We start from the raw sequence: 16,774 nt of genomic DNA, 5'->3' as shown, positions 1-16,774 counted from the left end.
GGAGCACCAATGACCAGAGCGATCATGATCCAGGGGGCTGGCTCGAACGTGGGCAAATCCATGCTCGTGGCGGGCATCGCGCGGGCCTGTGTCAAACGCGGCATGTCTGTCGCCCCGTTCAAACCGCAGAACATGTCCAACAACGCAGCCGTCACCGCTGATGGCGGCGAGATCGGGCGCGCGCAGGCGTTGCAGGCCTTGGCCTGCGGGCTGGAACCGATGGTCGATATGAACCCTGTGCTTTTGAAACCTGAAACAGATATCGGCGCGCAGGTGATCGTGCAGGGCAAACGCTTTGCCACGATGAAAGCGCGCGACTACGGCAAGCAGAAAGCGAAACTGCTGCCGCCTGTATTGGAGAGTTTCCAGCGGATTGGCTTGGGCCGTGATCTGGTAATTGTCGAGGGCGCCGGAAGTCCCGCCGAAGTGAACCTGCGCGCAGGCGATATTGCCAATATGGGCTTTGCCTCGGCTGCCAATGTGCCTGTGGTCCTTGTAGGCGATATTGACCGTGGCGGTGTAATTGCACAACTGGTCGGCACTCATGCGATCCTGCCACCTGAGGACCTGGCCCTGATCAAAGGCTTTGCCATCAATAAATTCCGCGGTGATCCCACCCTCTTTGCGGCGGGCATGGATATTATCGCCGCGCGCACAGAGTGGACGCCCCTCGGTATTGTGCCATGGTTTGCGGATGCGTGGAAACTGCCTGCCGAAGACGTCATGGACATCGCCAGCCGCAAAGGCGGTGCCATCAAGATCGCTGTACCACGCCTGAACCGTATCGCGAATTTTGATGACCTCGACCCGCTTACTGCGACACCTGATGTGACAGTCGAGATCATCGAGGCAGGCCGCCCCCTTCCCGGTGATGCTGATCTTGTCATCATTCCAGGGTCCAAATCCACGATTGCCGATCTGGCACATTTCCGCACGCAAGGATGGGACATTGACTTGCAGGCCCATGTGCGGCGCGGCGGGCATGTCTTGGGCATTTGTGGCGGCTACCAGATGCTGGGCAAAGAGATTATCGACGACGACGGGATCGAAGGCCCCCCTTCACGCGTCAGTGGTTTGGGCCTTTTGGACGTTCGCACAGTCATGGCCCCGCAAAAGCGGTTGGCCCTGTCAAACGCCTCTTATATGCCCAGCGGGGACAAGGTCAGCGGCTATGAGATCCATATCGGCCAGACGGACGGCCCCGACTGCACACGCGCGTGGCTGTCGTTGGATGGGCGCGGTGAAGGGGCGGCATCCCCTGACAGGCGGGTGATGGGGTGCTATCTTCACGGGTTGTTCGCCGCGGATGCTTTCCGCGCGGCGTTTCTGGCGGATATCGGCAAACCCGTCACGCATCATGACTATGCGCAAAGCGTGACAGACACGCTTGACGCACTGGCCGACCATCTGGAAACCCACATGGATATCGACGCGCTACTTGGCTTGGCGCATTAGTCTTGGCCCATTTCACGGCTGGTCAGAACGCGGTTGATCTCGCGTCGGACCAGTTTGCGCACATTGCGGGTGATCCGTTCACCAAGCTCTCCGCCCAGTTCCTCATGGACAATCTCGGCCACGAGGCGACGCAGCGCCTTATCATCAAGGCCGGACATCACAGAGGCCACAACGGCATCTTTCGTCGCTTCGACGGTGGATTGATTAGGTAATGACGGCTGCAAGGACTGTGGCTCGACCGCATCAGTTTTCTGCACGGCGTGCACAAAAGGCGGCTCTGGTTCAGCAGCTTCTGACGAATCAGTCTGCGGCTTCTGGAACGCGCTGGCGGCCCATGCCGCCTTGGCAAAGCGCTCACCCTCGTCGGCCTCCCAGTCATCAAACTGCGCTGTCACTGCGGCCTCGAGCTCTGCAATCGTGGCTTCCAGACCTGCCTTGTCATAGGTCTTGACCGGTGGCAGCGTCTTCACCGCGACTGGCGGTGATCCACCATTCTGGGCCGCATTTGTTGGGCTTTCCGGTTGATTGCCTCCGTCGATACGCAGGTCAGGCGTCAGGATAAGACGGTCTAACAGGATCCGCGACCGTGAACGCTGCGGTTCTTTATGCGAGACGAAATCACGCACTGACGAAACAAGGTCATCAATGTCTTCATCATGCGCCATTCTTGACATCCTGCTCATCCCGAATTTGCACCCAGTTGCAGAATTTTAGCGAAGGCCGATGCCTCGAACAACTGTGCGATTAATCTTTTCCAATCGCCTGCAAAACACGGTCCAGCGCCGCGCCCTGAGACGAGAGGGCAGATGGCGCATCTTTGACCAGATTATAGTAGGCCGATGGATCATATTGCTGCACCGGCAGGTTCAAATGATCAGCTGTCAAAAGCCCCATGGCGGACAAAAGTGCATAAGAGGCAATCACTTCGTTTGACTGGGCAGCAATCCGGTTCGCACGCGCATCAAGCAGTTCCTGTTCCGCGTTCAACACGTCCAATGTGGTGCGCGAACCAAGGGTCGCTTCCTCGCGCACACCTTCAAATGCCACGCTGGCCGCGCGGATCTGCTGTTCGGACGCCTGACGTGATGCCTGCGCCACCTGCAGCGAGGCAAAAGCATTGCCCACCTCTTGTTCGACAGCCATCACACGCAGGTGCAACCCAGAACGGGCCGCATCACGGTTGGCCTGCACTTGGCGGAACTGGCTGAGGATCTGGCCACCGCGATAGATCGGGCCGCCAATGCTCAGGCCAACCTGGGCAGAGGTGTTTGCTTCGTCGTCCGTGCTCACCGAACCGTTCAAGGAAACCGAAGGTCGCGTGGCAGATTCGGCGCGCCGGATGTTGATTTCTGCAGCGGCAACCGAATGCTGTGCCTCAAGTACGCTGGGGTGGTTGCGCACTGCAAAGGCCTTGGCATCATCAAGTGTGCGCGACACCGGCGCGGGGCTGACGGTCCGTGGACCAGCTGGCGCGCGGCCGATCGCCGCCTGATATTCCTCGGCTGCTTGCGCCAAATCGCCCTGCGCTGCTGCCAACAGGCTGCGTGCAGCGGCAAGCCGCGCCTCGGCAAGAGCAACATCTGTCCGCGTCACTTCACCGACCTCGAACCGGTCCTGTGCGGCGCGAAATTCCTGCGTGATCAGGCGCACGTTGTTCTGGCGCAACTGGACAAATTCGCCTGCACTCAGGACATTCATATAGGCCTGCACCGCGCGCAGCAGCACATCCTGCTCAACGCCCCGCAGCGACTGCCGTGTGCCAAGCACCACTTCTTTCTGGGCCTCGATTCCAAGCCGCCCGACACCAAAGTCAAACAATGTCACATCACCCGAAATCTGTGCCAGAACAGAGTCCGTTGTCGTCACCACAGGCACTTCAACGCGCCTTCTCGTGGCCGAAATCGACCAGTTGATCACAGGCAAGGTTGCCGCAACGGATTGGGCCACACCTTCGTCAGCGGCGCGCAACAGAGCGCGGTTCTGCTCGAGCAGGCCGGAATTATTGTAAGCGGCGGCTAAGGCATCAGCCAGAGTATCCGCCTTCAATGCGGGTGCGCCGATAAATGTCAGCGCGATCGCGACAACGGCCAGTCCCTTAGATCTCATCATGCGAAACTCCAAAGCTTTTAAAATATTTACGTGATGACGCGGGCGATTGATCACTCTTTAGAGTGCAAAAGCGCGGTCCTTTTCAAAACCCTTCAGCACAGGTGCGCTGGCATTGAACGAAAAGCGCCAATTCACGACGCCGTCAATCTTATGGCCGATGCGCACGACGCCGAGCGTTCCTTCTGCAAAAACAGCGCCAATCCGGCCACCTTCGCGCAGCTGCTCCAACAGCGCGGCAGGAACCTGCTCTGCACCACCTTGCAGGATGATCACGTCATAGGGTCCGGACTTGGCCGCACCGTCTGCCAACGGGCCAAACATCACCGCCGCATTGTCAACGCCCTGCCCCGAAAGAAGCGTTTGCGCTTCTTCGGCGCGTGCCTCGTCATCTTCAATGGCCACAACAAAGTCGCACATGTGAGCCAGAACAGCCGTCGAATACCCAAGTCCACAGGCCACATCGAGCACAACGTGACTTGGCTGGATATCCAGCGCGTCAATCATTTTGGCCAAAGTGCGCGGTTCGAGCAGCACGCGACCACCGCCAATTTCAAGGTTTTCACCAACATAGGCCGCTTCGCGTTTGCCGTCCGGCACAAACGCTTCGCGTGGTACCGACAACATTGCATCAATGATTGGGAATTTTGTCACGTCCGAAGGGCGCACCTGTGTATCGACCATCATTGTGCGGCGGGAGGTATAGTCAGTCACGATCTAAACTCTTTCGTTCAGTTTGTTTGATGTCTCATGCCATAGATGGCACGACACGGCAACATTGAACATCGCATAAACCAGCACAGCAAGACAAAGCCCGCCGCCTGCGCTGCATCTTTGTTATCTCTTTACGCGCCTGCGCTCGCAGATGCCTGCCTGGGCAGCATTAGTTGGATGGCCGCGCGCTGCGGCTGACAACCTCGTAGCGGCCACCTGCCCCGTTGATTTCACGGCTATCGAGAAGCTCAAAACCCGTCAGATCAAGTTCGTCCAGATGGCGCTTGCGCCCTGCGATCACAATCGCACTGTCCGAAGCAATCAGCGCCACAAGTTCATTCTGGCTATCAATCTGCACAACATCGCGACCAGCGTAATATGAAAAGATCCCAGGATAGGTCCGATAGGCCACAGGGGTATAACCGTTCTCTGCAAGCCTGCCCAGATGCTCTGCTGTGATGCGGGTCGATGCGCTTTCATTCATCCCCGGCAGCAGGACAGCCGCAAGCAGGAGACTCCACCCAACCATCACAGCCGATTGCACGAGAAGGGCCGCCTGACCTGATTTGCGCAACCAGACCAAGAGGCCCGCGAGGACAACCAAAAGCCCACCGCATAGCAGCGCGCCAAGTTGGTAGGCCGCGGCTTCCTCGCTGAACGAAAACGCCATTAATGCCGCCCCGAAGATTGCCATCATCCCCGCGACGCCCACCCATGCGCGCGGCACAAAGCCTGAGGCAAGGAGCGCACCAATCAGCAATGACACCTGCACCAGGATGGGCAGAACATAGACCCCGACTTTGCCGTCAAGCAGCGACAGCGTCATGAAATGCGCAAAAGCACCGATTGCGAGAATGCCAACAGGGTTCAACTGGCGGCGGGTTCTCCACATCGCAGCAGGCCACTGCAAAACGCGGGCCCAAGGCAGTGCCAGTGCAAAGCCTGTCCAAGGCAAAAGCAAAACGGGTAGCACGATAAAGTAATAGATGAACGGTTCGCTATGATGGAACGTATCTGTGGCCCGCGCGACAACTTGTTGGCCGATGATCTGTTCGCTGAAAAACGCCCAGCCCTCAACCATGATGATACCGACGGCCCAGCTTGCCATGACCAGTACGGACAGCAGCAACCCCAGAAGCGTCGTCAATCGCAAGATCGCCGCACCGCGCCCTGCCCAAACTGCGGCACCCCAGACAGCAACCAGCGGCAACAAAAGCCCCAGCGGGCCTTTGACCAGCACCGCAAGACCGCAGAGCGCAAAGCCAAGGTAGGCATGTCTTGCCGCTTCCCCGTTGTAGTAGTGTCGGTGCAGATAAGCCTGTCCACCCATCATCAGGGCCACGAAAAGCAAATCCATGCGCACGTAATGCAGCAAGAGCACCATGCCAAAGAGGCTGAGTTGCACGAGCATTCCGGCGGCAAACCCCGCGCGGCCGATACCAACGGCATTTGCCAGCGCACGCATCGCGAAAAGCAGGAAAATCGCCGACACGGCAGAGCCAAGCCACATGAGCCCCGGCATCTCGACGCCCGGGATCAGATCCAGTGCTGCGAGGAGCAGAAAATAGATGGGCGGCTTGTCCGGGTAGGCTTCACCATTGAGGTTCAGGACAATCCAGTGACCATCACGCACGAGGTTTGAATAGACTTCGGCATAGCGGACTTCATCAGAAAACCACAACCACCGTGCATCGAGTACAGGCAGCGTTTGCGTCAAAATCAACGCGATCCCGATCATCACCGGGAAACGCACCACAAAATCCCATAGTTTTATCATTTTATCCCAAACGTTCGCGACGGATCAGCCATAGATTGCGCGAATAAATAATCACGCCCATGGACTGCCCCAGAATAAAAACCGGATCGCCTCGGTAGATGGCGTAAGACAGCAATACCGTCCCCCCAACGATCGAAAAATACCAAAAGGCGACAGGCACAGTTGAGCGCCCCGCCTTTTCGGACGCGATCCACTGCACTAAAAACCGCGCTGTAAAAGCCATCTGTCCGCCAAGGCCGATCATGACCCACGTAAATTCAGCCCAACTATCGACATTCAGAAACTCAAACATGGGGCAAATTTCCTGTGTTATGCCGCAGCACTTCCGACATCTTATTGACGCGCTTGCGCCGACGGATCAGCCAGCTGACCCCGATCAGATCAAAGATCCCGACGAGCCCGCGCTGGAAGTTATTGTATTTTGAACGGCCTGCACCGCGTTCACGGTGACTGACGTCGACATGTGTAATGTCCCATCCGTCACGGATGAACAAAGCCGGCAAATAGCGGTGCATGTGGTTAAAGACCGGCAGCACCAGAAATGCGTCACGGCGAAATGCCTTGAGCCCGCAGCCGGTATCGCGGGTGCCGTCTTTCAAAAGCGCCGAGCGCAGCTTGTTGGCAAATTGTGATGCAAGCCGTTTCGAAAGCGTATCGCGCCGCCCCACACGCTGGCCTGCGACCAACGCCAGATTGCCGGACGTATCGGACAGCAAAGGCGCAACCAGCTTGGACAGTTCGAACGGCGGGTTCTGGCCATCCCCGTCAAGCATGGCAATGATTGTCCCCGTTGCGCGCAAGACCCCACTATGGATCGCGGCACTCTGCCCGCCCACATGCGGGTGTGTCACAATAACAAGACGCGGTTCTTCGGCTTGCAGGGCGCTCAAAACCTCTTGTGTGTGGTCGGTCGAGGCATCGTCGACAAAAATGATTTCATGCAGGGGATAGGCCGCGCCGGTTTCCAAGATCTCAGCCACCAATGTGCCAATGTTGTCAGCCTCGTTATGCACGGGGACCACGATTGAAACGTTTTGCATGTGTCTCTCGAACTCTCGTTTTGCCACTGCCAGTGTAGAATAAACCCACCTTGCAAGAGCAGACATGCTCAAAGTCGATGCGCCAGACCCAAACCCCACAAGTCACACAGGGGCCTTTACACGTGACTGTCGGCTAGCGAAGGGCACAAAAGAAGTCAATCTAGATCACGGCAACGTTGCCTGCGCCAACGGTCCATCCGTGGCGCATATGTCGCTTGTTGAACGGGATATCTGCGCCCAGAGGCAAACTTCCGCCCATGAACCGGTGCGCCAGCACGCGTGAGCTAGAAGGATTGCCCAGGTGGCATCACACTCTGAACGCGCGCAAGTGAAAACGACATTTCATGTTGGAGGTAACAATCCCGCACCGAACAGCCTGTCAGGTGAGGTTCATAAATTCATTTTGGAGGCGAGTACCGGAATCGAACCGGTCTACACGGATTTGCAATCCGCTGCATAACCTACCTGCCCACTCGCCTCGTAGACACGTCACCTAAGGATGACGCCAGATAAGGTCAAGCGCTTAGATAAACGCAGCTTACGACTTGGGCAAGAACTGAACGCGACCGGGGCCAAAGCCCGTTTCCTTTCCGGCGACACCACGGTAACCTTCGTCGCAACAAGGATCGGGTCATCCGATAGCGTATTGATTTGGAAGTCGGGATGCCGCGCACAGTTCTCTTTGTCACCGGAACACGGGCCGATTTCGGCAAGCTTGAGCCTTTGGCGGTTGCCACGCGAGATGCGGGCTTTGATGTCTCGTTCTTCACAACCGGAATGCACATGCTTGAACGCTACGGGCTGACCAAGCTGGAGGTGCACCGCACAGCAGGGGTGCAGGTTCATGAATTCCTCAACCAGCGGCCCGGCGATCCGCAGGACATGGTGTTGGCCAAGACGATCATCGGGTTTTCGGATTTCGTCAAAGAGCACACGCCGGATCTTGTCGTGATCCATGGCGACAGGGTAGAGGCGCTTGCTTGCGCGCTTGTCTGCGCCACCAACTACATTCGTTGCGCGCATATCGAAGGGGGCGAAGTATCGGGCACGATTGACGAGATTTACCGCCATTGTAACAGCAAACTGGCCAGCCAGCATTTTGTATCTTCTCAGGATGCCGCACGGCGCGTGATGGCGCTGGGCGAGCCTGAAGCGAATATCCGCGCCATCGGATCGCCCGAGCTGGATTTTCACGCAGGGCCCTCTGGCGTCGCCCTTGCCCAAGTCCGGGAGCGCTATGCCATACCTTTCGATGATTACGGCATTTGTGTTTTCCACCCTGTCACCTCCGAAGCCGACACGATGGGTGCACAAGCCGATGCGCTTTTTGGCGCACTTGATGAATCGGGTCGAAATTTTGTGGTCATCGCCCCGAACAATGACCCCGGGTCTGCTGCCATTTTTGATGCGATTGCCCGCTTGCCCAACGAGCGGTTCCGCGTTCTGCCATCCATGCGTTTCGCTCACTTCTCGGAACTGATGAAGAATGCCAAAGCGATGGTCGGCAATTCATCGGCAGGTGTACGCGAAGCCCCGTTCCTTGGTCTGCCATCCCTTGATATTGGCACACGCCAGACCAATCGCGCCAAATCTCCGTCCGTCTTTTTCGCCGATGCGACCGATACCGCAGCGATCAATGCTTTTTTGCAAAACAAATGGGGTGAAGCGTATCCGCGCCACAATGCCTTTGGCGGTGGCAGCGCGTCCGAACGGTTTGTGGACGCCCTGAAATCCGAGGATTTCTGGCAGAGTTCCTTGCAAAAGACCTTTCATGACATCCCAAGCTGACATGCATCGGGGTTTGGCGTTGCGCGGCTATCTGGCGGCAAGCCATCTGATTGCGCTGGCAGCCAAGCCCGTGCTGCGCCGTCGATTGCAGCGCGGCAAAGAGCACCCGACGCGCTGGCAGGAAAAGATGGGCAAGACCCTCGCCCCGCGCCCTGAGGGTTCACTGATCTGGCTCCACGCGGTCGGGTTGGGCGAAGTCCTTTCTCTGCGCGGCCTGATCGCACGTCTGGGGCAGAAACGGCCTGATCTGTCATTCCTTGTGACATCGACCACGGCTATCTCGGCCGAAGTCTTTGCCAAGAACGCCCCCCCCCGGACGACGCATCAGTTCTTACCGCTTGATGCACCCGCCTTTCGCCGCCGTTTCCTCGATCATTTTCGCCCTGATCTCTGCGTCTGGGTCGAACAGGACCTCTGGCCGGGCATGGTCAGCGATCTGGCAAAACGCCAGGTGCCGCAATGTATGGTGGCCGCGCGCATGAATGCAGCATCATTCCGGTCGCACCAAAAGGCAGAGGGGCTTTACCGTGACCTTTACAGCGCGATGGCGATGATCACGGCACAGGATGACGCGACCGCAGCCCATCTCGCCTCACTTGGTGCGAAGGTGAAGGTCACTGGGTCGCTCAAACCTGCCGCGCCATTGCTGGCCTGTGATAGGGCGGAGTTGGAGAGGCTGCAGAAAACGCTCGGCCAGCGCACCATCTGGGCCGTTGCCCCCGCGCATCACGACGATATTGCTCTTGCGTATGATGCCCATCAGAAACTGCGTGAGACCGACCCAACTGCCCTTCTCATAATTGCTCCCAGACTGCCGCAGGACGCCATTGAAGAGCTTGGCCCGCGCAGGTCCAAGGGTGAAGTTCCCGCAGCGGGCGATGCCGTCTGGCTCTGCGATACTTTCGGTGACCTGGGCCTGATCTACCGCCTTGCGCAGACCGTGTTGATCGGCGGGACTTTCGGCGATGTCGAGGGGCATAACCCGTGGGAAGCAGCCGCTTTGGGCTGTGCAATCCTGCACGGACCGCGGGTGGCAAACTTCAAAACCGATTATGCCCAACTGGCGGCGGTTTCCGGCGCAATAGCGGTCGCAACGGCCGATGATATTGCCGCTGCACTGGTGTCAGCGGATTTGTCGCGCATCGCAGAAAACGCAGGGCAGGCGATCAAGTCAGCAAGCGCACAAACCGATGTGCTGGCCGCAGATGTGCTTGATCTCTTCGACCGCACCACAGCAACCTAGCTATTGCCCGATATCTTCTGGCCCCACAGCAGTCGCCTTGATGATGGCATAGACTTTCTGACCCACCGCCAGATTCATCCGCAATGCGCTGCGCCGTGTCACCCGCGCCAAGAGGTGATCGTTCCCCGCACGCAGCCCGACCGCGACACCGGGGCCGCGCCCTTGTTCAACGCGGGTGATTTCAACGGGCAGGACATTCAGCGCGCTTAATCCCTCAGGGGCGACCGTTGCGAGGATCACATCCTGCGCCGGAATACGCACACGGATTGTTTGGCCCAATACACCCAAAATCCCCGGCAAGATCAAACGCCCGCCCGAAAAGGCAAGCTCGGTCAGACCATCGTCCAGCAACCGTCCCGCAACTTTGGTGGTGATCACCGCACCCGCTGCGCGGACGCCGACCAACGGCATCGTTTCGGGCTGGGACAATACCTGACCTACCGGTCCAGAGGCCACAACATGGCCTGCTTCAAGCACCACAAGTGTCGTAGCCAAGCGGGCGACCTCGGACACATCGTGGCTCACGTATAGCATGGGTGTTTCGACCTCATCGCGCAGCCGTTCGATAAACGGCAGGATTTCAGCCTTACGCGGGGCATCAAGGGCAGCAAGCGGTTCATCCATCAGTAAAAGCTGTGGATCACACATCAGCGCACGGCCCAGAGCCACGCGCTGGCGCTCGCCCCCTGACAGACCTGCTGGCATCCGCTCGAGCAAATGCGAAAGTCCCAGCACATCAATCACGCGGGCCGCATCATGGGCCCCACCATAGGTCAGATTGCGCTGAACAGTCATATGCGGAAACAGACGCGCATCCTGGAACACATAGCCGATGCGCCGTTTGTGCGGCGGCAGGTGCTGGCGCGTCGCCCCATCAAAGAGGACGGCATCACCGACAGTTATCCGCCCCGTATCAGGGCGCAAAAGCCCTGCGACAGCATTGACCAGTGACGTTTTACCCGACCCCGAACGCCCGAAAATCGCCGTCACGCCTTTAGGTGCCTCGAATTGCACATCGAGGTCAAACGTGCCCAGCCCCTTTTGTATATCGACCGTGATCATCTGCCTGTCACCCGCTTGGCCATGCGGCGTGCCAGCCACTCGGACAGGATGAGCGCGCCCATCGCAAGGATGACCGACACGATTACCAGTGACAGCACCGCAGGCTCGCTCCCGGGGACCTGCAACAGACCGTAGATCGCTGTGGGGATGGTCTGGGTCTCGCCGGGGATCGCGGCGACAAAGGTGATGGTCGCGCCAAACTCGCCCAGCGCCTTGGCAAAGCCCAGGATCGCGCCCGCGAGTATACCCGGCACCACCAAGGGCAGTGTCACCGTGCGCCAAACCCGCATACGCGACGCACCAAGGGTAGATGCGGCTGCCTCCAAGCCCGGATCAACCGCTTCGAATCCCAGCCGGATCGCGCGCACCATCAGGGGAAACGCCATGATTGCGGCCGCCAGCGCCGCCCCTGTCCAGCGAAAGGCAAAACTGATGCCAAAGGTCTGGTACAGCAGACTACCCACCGGCCCTTGTTGGCCGAAAAGCACCAACAAAAGATACCCCGTGACCACAGGCGGCAAGACCAACGGCAAATGCACCAGCCCGTTCAGCAGCTGGCGACCCGGAAAGGATTTCCGCGCCAGGATATACGCCACCCAAATAGCCACCGGGAGTGCCGCCAAGGTCGCCACAAGCGCCACACGCAATGACAACCAGATCGCGGTCCATTCCGCGGGTCCGAGCGCGTTGATCATGACGGATCATCCACAGGCGGCAGCAAACCGGCCTCTGCCAAAATGGCCTGGCCCTCCGGTCCGCGCAGATAGGTCAGCACGTCTTGCGCGGCGGTGTCAGCGTCATTGGTCAACGCTCCAACATAGCGTATCGGCGGGTGGCTGTCGGCCGGAAACAGAGCAACCTGGGCAACATCCCGCGTGATCCGCGTGTCGCTTTGATAAACGATCCCCAAAGGCGCCTGCCCGCGCGCCACCAACGCCAGTGCGGCACGCACATTGTCCACTTCGGCCAGCTTGTCCTCCAAGTCCTCCCACAAGCCCAGCGACTGCAACGCAGCCTTGGCGTATATGCCTGCCGGAACTGCCTGCGTAAGCCCGACGGCCATGCGCCCTGCCTCCAATGCGTCCAAGATCGCCTCTGATGTCAGCGGCACGGGGCCGGCACCTTCAGGCCCGATCATCACCAAGCGGTTGCTGGCAAAATCAAACACGCTCTCGGCTTGCACATGATCGCCCGCGACCAGGACATCCATCCAATCGGTATTCGCCAGAAGCACAATGTCCGCAGGCGCACCAAAACTGACCTGCCGCGCCATGGTGCCACTGCCGCCATAAGAGACAACAACATCATCAAACTGCGCCGCAATCAGGTCGACGGGTTCTTTCAAGCTGGCTGCGGCAAAGATCAGAACCTCGGCCCGCGCGGCGGCGGCTGAAAGTGTCAGAGCAAGGCTGATCAGAAGTGTACGTAATCTCATGGCGCGACTATCGGGGCGTTTACGGCCCCTTGCAAGTGTCAGGCCCAGCGCGGGCGACGCGTCGCCAATATCTGCACACCGGTGCGCACAGCATCGCTGATCGGTCCCTCACGCGGGATGTCACGCAGCGTGGTGATCCAATGCGGCTCGGGGTGATGCTTGCGCAGCGGACTGCTCCACGTCAAAGCACCGAGGATCGCTTGGGACGCGGGCGGCAAGACATCTGGAATGTCGTGGCCATTCAGCGTCGCCCAAACCCCTGTCCAAAGCCGACCCACCGACCACGGGTTATATCCCCCTCCCCCGAGGACCAGATAACGGGGCGACAGCGGGCGCAGGGCTGCGACAATCGCCCAATGGGCGTTGTTTGACAGGGCCAGCCGCGATTGGCGGTCTTCTGCCACCGCGTCAGCACCGCATTGCAGGACAATCGCATCAGGGCCGAAATCAGCGACCAAAGGCAAGATCAGCGCATCGCGGATCAGCGCCATTTCGGTATCGTTCAAACCTGCTGGCACGGGGAGGTTATAGACCTGCCCCACCCCCTTGTCCGTTAAAGCGCCTGTCCGCGGCCAGCGGTTTATCTCATGCACCGAGATTTGTAGCGTGTCCTCGTCAGTGGCAAAAGCGTGCTCGACCCCGTCGGGATGGTGGGCGTCGATATCAATATAGGCAATCCTCTTGGCACCGTTGCGCCGCAGGGACTGGATCGCCAGCACCGGATCGTTGAGATAACAAAAGCCGTTCGCGCGGTCCGGCAACCCGTGGTGCGTGCCGCCTGCGGGGGAATAGATCACACCGCCCCCGCGCAGCAACTCGCCCGCCAAAAGCGACGCACCCGCAGACGTGGCAGGCCTGCGGAACATTTCCTTGAAGATGGGGTTGGACGGGGTGCCCAGATTGTGTTTGCGGCGTATCTGCTCACTCACGCTCTGCGCCGCCTCGGCCGCCTGCAACGCGGCCAGATAGGTCGGCGTGTGATACCCCATAAGCGCCGCCGCCTTGGCGCGGGGACTGGTGATAAACTGCGCAGGCGGCAGCCAGCCCAGGCTGCGCGGAAGATCCATCACTGTCGAGACACGCGGCACGCGCAACGGATGCCACGCCCCATAGCTGGAGTGCCGATAGATCTCGGAACCGATAAAACGCGCATGTGGGGTTGCGTGTGGAATGGATGCTTGCATAACGTCTGACATACAATCTGATGTAATGCGATTTGCGGCGGAGAACATGGCAAAACCAGTCGCAAAACAGCTCCCCTTGAAGCTGCGGACCGGACACAAGACAGACGTACGGGCCCAGTTTGCGGCCCTCTGCTGGCGTGTGAAAAACGACAAGGTCCAGATTTGCCTGATTACCAGCCGCACGCGCAAACGCTGGATCATCCCCAAGGGCTGGCCCATGCACAAACAAACGCCCGCCAGCGCTGCCGCTACGGAGGCCTTTGAAGAGGCGGGGCTAAGTGGTGAGGCCATTGATTTCTGTCTTGGGGTGTTCAGCTACAGCAAGCCGCAGAAAGTAGATAACGCCCCCATCGTCACGATGGTTTATCCGCTTCATGTCACCCACGTGCATGCGGACTGGCCGGAAAAAGAGCAGCGGCGGCGCAAATGGATGTCGCCCGCCAAAGCCGCCAAGAAAATCAAAGAGCCTGAACTGAAGCGCATTGTCGCGGGGTTCAAGCCACATAAGATCCTGCGCTAGCAGCCGCTTGCAGCGCTGTATAAAAGGCCTATTTATCAGTATGACGTAAGCAATAGGTTGTGATGATCCGTTTCCACCTCAAATGTGAAGAAGACCACGAATTCGAAAGCTGGTTCCAGTCGGGCGAGGCATTCGACAAGCTTGTCGCGGCCAATATGGTGAATTGCACCGCTTGCGGCACCACCAAGGTCCGCAAGACGATCATGGCACCAGCTGTGAGCACCTCATCGCGGATCACGGCTCCGAAACCGTCCGAGGCAGACCTCGCCGCGTTGCGTGAGAAAGTCGAGGCGCATTCCGACTATGTCGGTAAGGGTTTCGCAAAAGAGGCCCGCGACATGCATGACGGCCTTGTCCCCGAACGCCCGATCTACGGCGAGGCGAACCTGAAAGAAGCCCGAAAACTGGTCGAAGACGGGATTCCCGTTGTGCCGCTGCCTTTCATGCCACGCAAGAAGACGAACTGATTCCACAAAGACAGGACCTCCTATGACGACACTGATCACAGGGGCCAATCGCGGAATTGGTCAGGCACTCATGGGCCTTTATGCTGACGCAGGTGAACCTGTCATCGGCACGCATCGCGCGGCTGATGCGGGGACTATGTATGAACTTGATGTCACAGACCCCGCATCACATGCCGCCTTGGCGGCGCGTCTCGGGGATAGGCCGATTGATCTTCTGGTTTGCAACGCAGGTGTCTTTCTCGACAAAGGGCAAACACTGGCCGGTGGCTACCCCGCAGACATGTGGGAACAGATGTTTGCTGCAAACGTCACCGGCGTTTTCCTCACGATCCAACACCTGCTCCCTCATTTGCAGCGCGCCAATGCAGGCAAAATCGCGATCATCTCGTCGCAGATGGCGTCACATACGCGTGCCCCCGGTGGCAGTTACATCTATCGGGCCAGCAAAGCTGCAGCGCTCAACCTTGGGCGCAATCTGGCCACTGATCTGGCACCCGAAGGTATCGCTGTCGGCATCTATCACCCCGGCTGGGTACGGACGGACATGGGCGGCGACAGTGCCGACATCTCGATGGAAGAAAGCGCCGCAGGACTGGCCGCAAGATTTGCCGAACTGAGCCTGGAAACGTCAGGCTGTTTTCTGACGTGGGACGGGCAGGAACACCCCTACTAACTATTTGCCCTTTGCAGCCACGCGCTTTAAAGGGAGCGCTGATTATTCAGACGTTATCGAAAGACAGCCCATGCCAACGCTCGTGATGAAATTCGGCGGCACTTCGGTGGCCAACCTTGACCGTATCGCACGCGCTGCAAAGCGCGTGGCTGTCGAGGTCGCCAATGGCTATGATGTGATCGTTATTGTCTCGGCGATGTCAGGCAAGACCAATGAGCTGGTCGGCTGGGTCAATGAAACATCCCCGCTTTATGATGCCCGCGAATATGATGCGATCGTGTCATCGGGCGAAAACGTGACCGCGGGCCTGATGGCACTGCGGTTGCAGGAAATGGATATCCCCGCGCGCAGCTGGCAGGGCTGGCAGGTGCCGGTCAAAACCACCTCGGCCCATTCGAACGCGCGCATCGAAGAGATACCCACCGAACGGATCAACGCCAAGTTCGGCGAAGGCATGAAAGTCGCAGTCGTCGCGGGCTTTCAGGGCATCAGCCCCGAAGGCCGCATCACCACATTGGGGCGCGGTGGCTCCGATACAACGGCCGTGGCCTTTGCTGCCGCCTTCGGGGCCGAGCGTTGCGATATCTACACTGATGTTGACGGCGTCTACACGACCGATCCGCGTATCACGAGCAAGGCGCGCAAGCTCGACAAGATCGCCTTCGAGGAAATGCTGGAACTGGCCTCATTGGGTGCAAAGGTTTTGCAAACCCGCTCGGTCGAACTGGCCATGCGCTATAAAGTGCGCCTGCGGGTGCTGTCATCTTTTGAGGAACCATCGGACAGCGCCGGAACGCTGGTCTGCGATGAGGAGGAAATCATGGAATCCAATGTTGTGGCCGGTGTCGCCTATTCCCGCGACGAAGCGAAAATGACCCTGATCTCGGTGGCCGACCGTCCCGGTATCGCCGCCGCGATCTTTGGGCCATTGTCCGAGGCCGGCGTGAACGTCGACATGATCGTGCAGAACATCTCGGAAGAGGGGCGCACGGATATGACCTTCTCTTGCCCGACCGATCAGGTGAAACGCGCCGAGAAGGCGATGCAGGATGCCAAGGCCAGCGGCGCGATCAACTTTCACGACCTCGTTGCTGATGAAGGCGTGGCCAAAGTCAGCGTCGTGGGGATCGGCATGCGCAGCCACACTGGTGTTGCCGCCAAGATGTTCCGTGTGCTTTCTGCTGAAGGTGTGAACATTAAGGTCATTACAACCTCAGAGATCAAGATTTCCGTATTGATCGACAGAAAATACATGGAACTTGCCGTGCAAGCCCTGCATGATGCTTTCGAATTGGAAAAAGCAGGCTGAC

The 16,774-nt window shown here is 58.7% G+C and carries 17 protein-coding genes and 1 tRNA gene; 7 read left to right on the top strand and 11 right to left on the bottom strand.

Features of this window, described 5'->3' with window-relative positions; all coding sequences use genetic code 11:
• The first annotated feature begins 9 nt into the window (after nt 1–9).
• Nucleotides 10–1,455 carry a cobyric acid synthase gene (locus tag C7964_RS03885; protein WP_110278314.1) on the top strand — a complete coding sequence of 482 codons (1,446 nt, stop codon included), beginning with the start codon at nt 10–12 and terminating at the stop codon, nt 1,453–1,455.
• Here C7964_RS03885 and C7964_RS03880 read toward each other — a convergent pair.
• The 7 genes from C7964_RS03880 to C7964_RS03850 form a co-directional block, all read right to left on the bottom strand.
• A complete protein-coding gene (locus C7964_RS03880) occupies nt 1,452–2,120 on the bottom strand; it encodes a hypothetical protein (RefSeq protein ID WP_110278313.1) in 669 nt (222 codons plus the stop codon). The two genes, C7964_RS03885 and C7964_RS03880, sit on opposite strands and share 4 nt — an antisense overlap.
• Nucleotides 2,121–2,199: 79 nt before the next feature.
• Nucleotides 2,200–3,564 (bottom strand): TolC family outer membrane protein, encoded by a 1,365-nt coding sequence (locus C7964_RS03875; RefSeq protein WP_110278312.1) that lies wholly within the window; start codon nt 3,562–3,564, stop codon nt 2,200–2,202.
• A 57-nt stretch (nt 3,565–3,621) separates the two neighbouring features.
• Nucleotides 3,622–4,275: a protein-L-isoaspartate O-methyltransferase family protein gene (locus tag C7964_RS03870; protein ID WP_286163742.1), complete on the bottom strand. Its 654-nt coding sequence runs from the start codon at nt 4,273–4,275 to the stop codon at nt 3,622–3,624.
• Nucleotides 4,276–4,444: 169 nt separating this feature from the next.
• Entirely contained in the window at nt 4,445–6,052 is a 1,608-nt protein-coding gene (locus C7964_RS03865) for an ArnT family glycosyltransferase (RefSeq protein ID WP_146214818.1), read from the bottom strand.
• A gap of 1 nt (nt 6,053) precedes the next feature.
• Nucleotides 6,054–6,344, bottom strand: coding sequence for a lipid-A-disaccharide synthase N-terminal domain-containing protein (locus C7964_RS03860; RefSeq protein ID WP_055294178.1), 291 nt, complete (start codon nt 6,342–6,344; stop codon nt 6,054–6,056).
• A complete protein-coding gene (locus C7964_RS03855) occupies nt 6,337–7,092 on the bottom strand; it encodes a glycosyltransferase family 2 protein (RefSeq protein ID WP_110278310.1) in 756 nt (251 codons plus the stop codon). Before C7964_RS03855 ends, C7964_RS03860 begins: the two co-directional genes overlap by 8 nt.
• Nucleotides 7,093–7,496: 404 nt before the next feature.
• Nucleotides 7,497–7,570, bottom strand: a tRNA-Cys gene (locus C7964_RS03850).
• 185 nt (nt 7,571–7,755) lie between these two features.
• Here C7964_RS03850 and neuC point away from each other — a divergent pair.
• Entirely contained in the window at nt 7,756–8,880 is a 1,125-nt protein-coding gene (gene neuC / locus C7964_RS03845) for a UDP-N-acetylglucosamine 2-epimerase (RefSeq protein WP_110278566.1), read from the top strand.
• Nucleotides 8,864–10,123 carry a 3-deoxy-D-manno-octulosonic acid transferase gene (locus C7964_RS03840; RefSeq protein WP_110278309.1) on the top strand — a complete coding sequence of 420 codons (1,260 nt, stop codon included), beginning with the start codon at nt 8,864–8,866 and terminating at the stop codon, nt 10,121–10,123. The genes neuC and C7964_RS03840 overlap by 17 nt, the downstream gene beginning before the upstream one ends.
• Here C7964_RS03840 and modC read toward each other — a convergent pair whose 3' ends face one another.
• The 4 genes from modC to C7964_RS03820 are packed head-to-tail and all read right to left on the bottom strand — an operon-like array spanning nt 10,124 to nt 13,816.
• Complete coding sequence (gene modC / locus C7964_RS03835; protein WP_110278308.1) at nt 10,124–11,185, bottom strand: molybdenum ABC transporter ATP-binding protein; 1,062 nt, start codon at nt 11,183–11,185, stop codon at nt 10,124–10,126.
• Nucleotides 11,182–11,880 (bottom strand): molybdate ABC transporter permease subunit, encoded by a 699-nt coding sequence (gene modB, locus C7964_RS03830; protein WP_110278307.1) that lies wholly within the window; start codon nt 11,878–11,880, stop codon nt 11,182–11,184. The genes modC and modB overlap by 4 nt, the downstream gene beginning before the upstream one ends.
• A complete protein-coding gene (modA, locus tag C7964_RS03825; RefSeq protein ID WP_110278306.1) occupies nt 11,877–12,620 on the bottom strand; it encodes a molybdate ABC transporter substrate-binding protein in 744 nt (247 codons plus the stop codon). Before modA ends, modB begins: the two co-directional genes overlap by 4 nt.
• Before the next feature lie 38 nt (nt 12,621–12,658).
• A complete protein-coding gene (locus C7964_RS03820; protein WP_110278565.1) occupies nt 12,659–13,816 on the bottom strand; it encodes an acetoin utilization protein AcuC in 1,158 nt (385 codons plus the stop codon).
• A gap of 34 nt (nt 13,817–13,850) precedes the next feature.
• Here C7964_RS03820 and C7964_RS03815 point away from each other — a divergent pair, with 34 nt between their 5' ends.
• The 4 genes from C7964_RS03815 to C7964_RS03800 all read left to right on the top strand — a co-directional run bounded on the left by C7964_RS03815 (nt 13,851) and on the right by C7964_RS03800 (nt 16,773).
• Complete coding sequence (locus C7964_RS03815; RefSeq protein WP_110278305.1) at nt 13,851–14,324, top strand: NUDIX hydrolase; 474 nt, start codon at nt 13,851–13,853, stop codon at nt 14,322–14,324.
• Between the two features lie 62 nt (nt 14,325–14,386).
• The gene (locus C7964_RS03810) at nt 14,387–14,791 is read left to right on the top strand and encodes a DUF1178 family protein (RefSeq protein WP_110278304.1); all 405 of its coding nucleotides are present in this window, start codon (nt 14,387–14,389) and stop codon (nt 14,789–14,791) included.
• A gap of 22 nt (nt 14,792–14,813) precedes the next feature.
• A complete protein-coding gene (locus C7964_RS03805) occupies nt 14,814–15,464 on the top strand; it encodes an SDR family oxidoreductase (protein ID WP_110278303.1) in 651 nt (216 codons plus the stop codon).
• A gap of 70 nt (nt 15,465–15,534) precedes the next feature.
• A complete protein-coding gene (locus tag C7964_RS03800) occupies nt 15,535–16,773 on the top strand; it encodes an aspartate kinase (protein ID WP_110278302.1) in 1,239 nt (412 codons plus the stop codon).
• Nucleotide 16,774: the final 1 nt, after the last annotated feature.

It is taken from the genome of Loktanella sp. PT4BL (assembly GCF_003201935.1).
Classification (GTDB): Bacteria; Pseudomonadota; Alphaproteobacteria; order Rhodobacterales; family Rhodobacteraceae; genus Yoonia.
This window is presented reverse-complemented; position numbering and strand designations above follow the sequence as displayed.

What these genes read in the sequence shown, in the direction of transcription:
- C7964_RS03885 (WP_110278314.1), top strand. Translation starts at nt 10, where the DNA reads ATGACCAGAGCGATCATGATCCAGGGGGCTGGCTCGAACGTGGGCAAA.
- C7964_RS03880 (WP_110278313.1), bottom strand. Translation starts at nt 2,120, where the DNA reads ATGGCGCATGATGAAGACATTGATGACCTTGTTTCGTCAGTGCGTGAT.
- C7964_RS03875 (WP_110278312.1), bottom strand. Translation starts at nt 3,564, where the DNA reads ATGATGAGATCTAAGGGACTGGCCGTTGTCGCGATCGCGCTGACATTT.
- C7964_RS03865 (WP_146214818.1), bottom strand. Translation starts at nt 6,052, where the DNA reads ATGATAAAACTATGGGATTTTGTGGTGCGTTTCCCGGTGATGATCGGG.
- C7964_RS03860 (WP_055294178.1), bottom strand. Translation starts at nt 6,344, where the DNA reads ATGTTTGAGTTTCTGAATGTCGATAGTTGGGCTGAATTTACGTGGGTC.
- C7964_RS03855 (WP_110278310.1), bottom strand. Translation starts at nt 7,092, where the DNA reads ATGCAAAACGTTTCAATCGTGGTCCCCGTGCATAACGAGGCTGACAAC.
- neuC (WP_110278566.1), top strand. Translation starts at nt 7,756, where the DNA reads ATGCCGCGCACAGTTCTCTTTGTCACCGGAACACGGGCCGATTTCGGC.
- C7964_RS03840 (WP_110278309.1), top strand. Translation starts at nt 8,864, where the DNA reads ATGACATCCCAAGCTGACATGCATCGGGGTTTGGCGTTGCGCGGCTAT.
- modC (WP_110278308.1), bottom strand. Translation starts at nt 11,185, where the DNA reads ATGATCACGGTCGATATACAAAAGGGGCTGGGCACGTTTGACCTCGAT.
- modB (WP_110278307.1), bottom strand. Translation starts at nt 11,880, where the DNA reads ATGATCAACGCGCTCGGACCCGCGGAATGGACCGCGATCTGGTTGTCA.
- modA (WP_110278306.1), bottom strand. Translation starts at nt 12,620, where the DNA reads ATGAGATTACGTACACTTCTGATCAGCCTTGCTCTGACACTTTCAGCC.
- C7964_RS03820 (WP_110278565.1), bottom strand. Translation starts at nt 13,816, where the DNA reads ATGTCAGACGTTATGCAAGCATCCATTCCACACGCAACCCCACATGCG.
- C7964_RS03815 (WP_110278305.1), top strand. Translation starts at nt 13,851, where the DNA reads ATGGCAAAACCAGTCGCAAAACAGCTCCCCTTGAAGCTGCGGACCGGA.
- C7964_RS03810 (WP_110278304.1), top strand. Translation starts at nt 14,387, where the DNA reads ATGATCCGTTTCCACCTCAAATGTGAAGAAGACCACGAATTCGAAAGC.
- C7964_RS03805 (WP_110278303.1), top strand. Translation starts at nt 14,814, where the DNA reads ATGACGACACTGATCACAGGGGCCAATCGCGGAATTGGTCAGGCACTC.
- C7964_RS03800 (WP_110278302.1), top strand. Translation starts at nt 15,535, where the DNA reads ATGCCAACGCTCGTGATGAAATTCGGCGGCACTTCGGTGGCCAACCTT.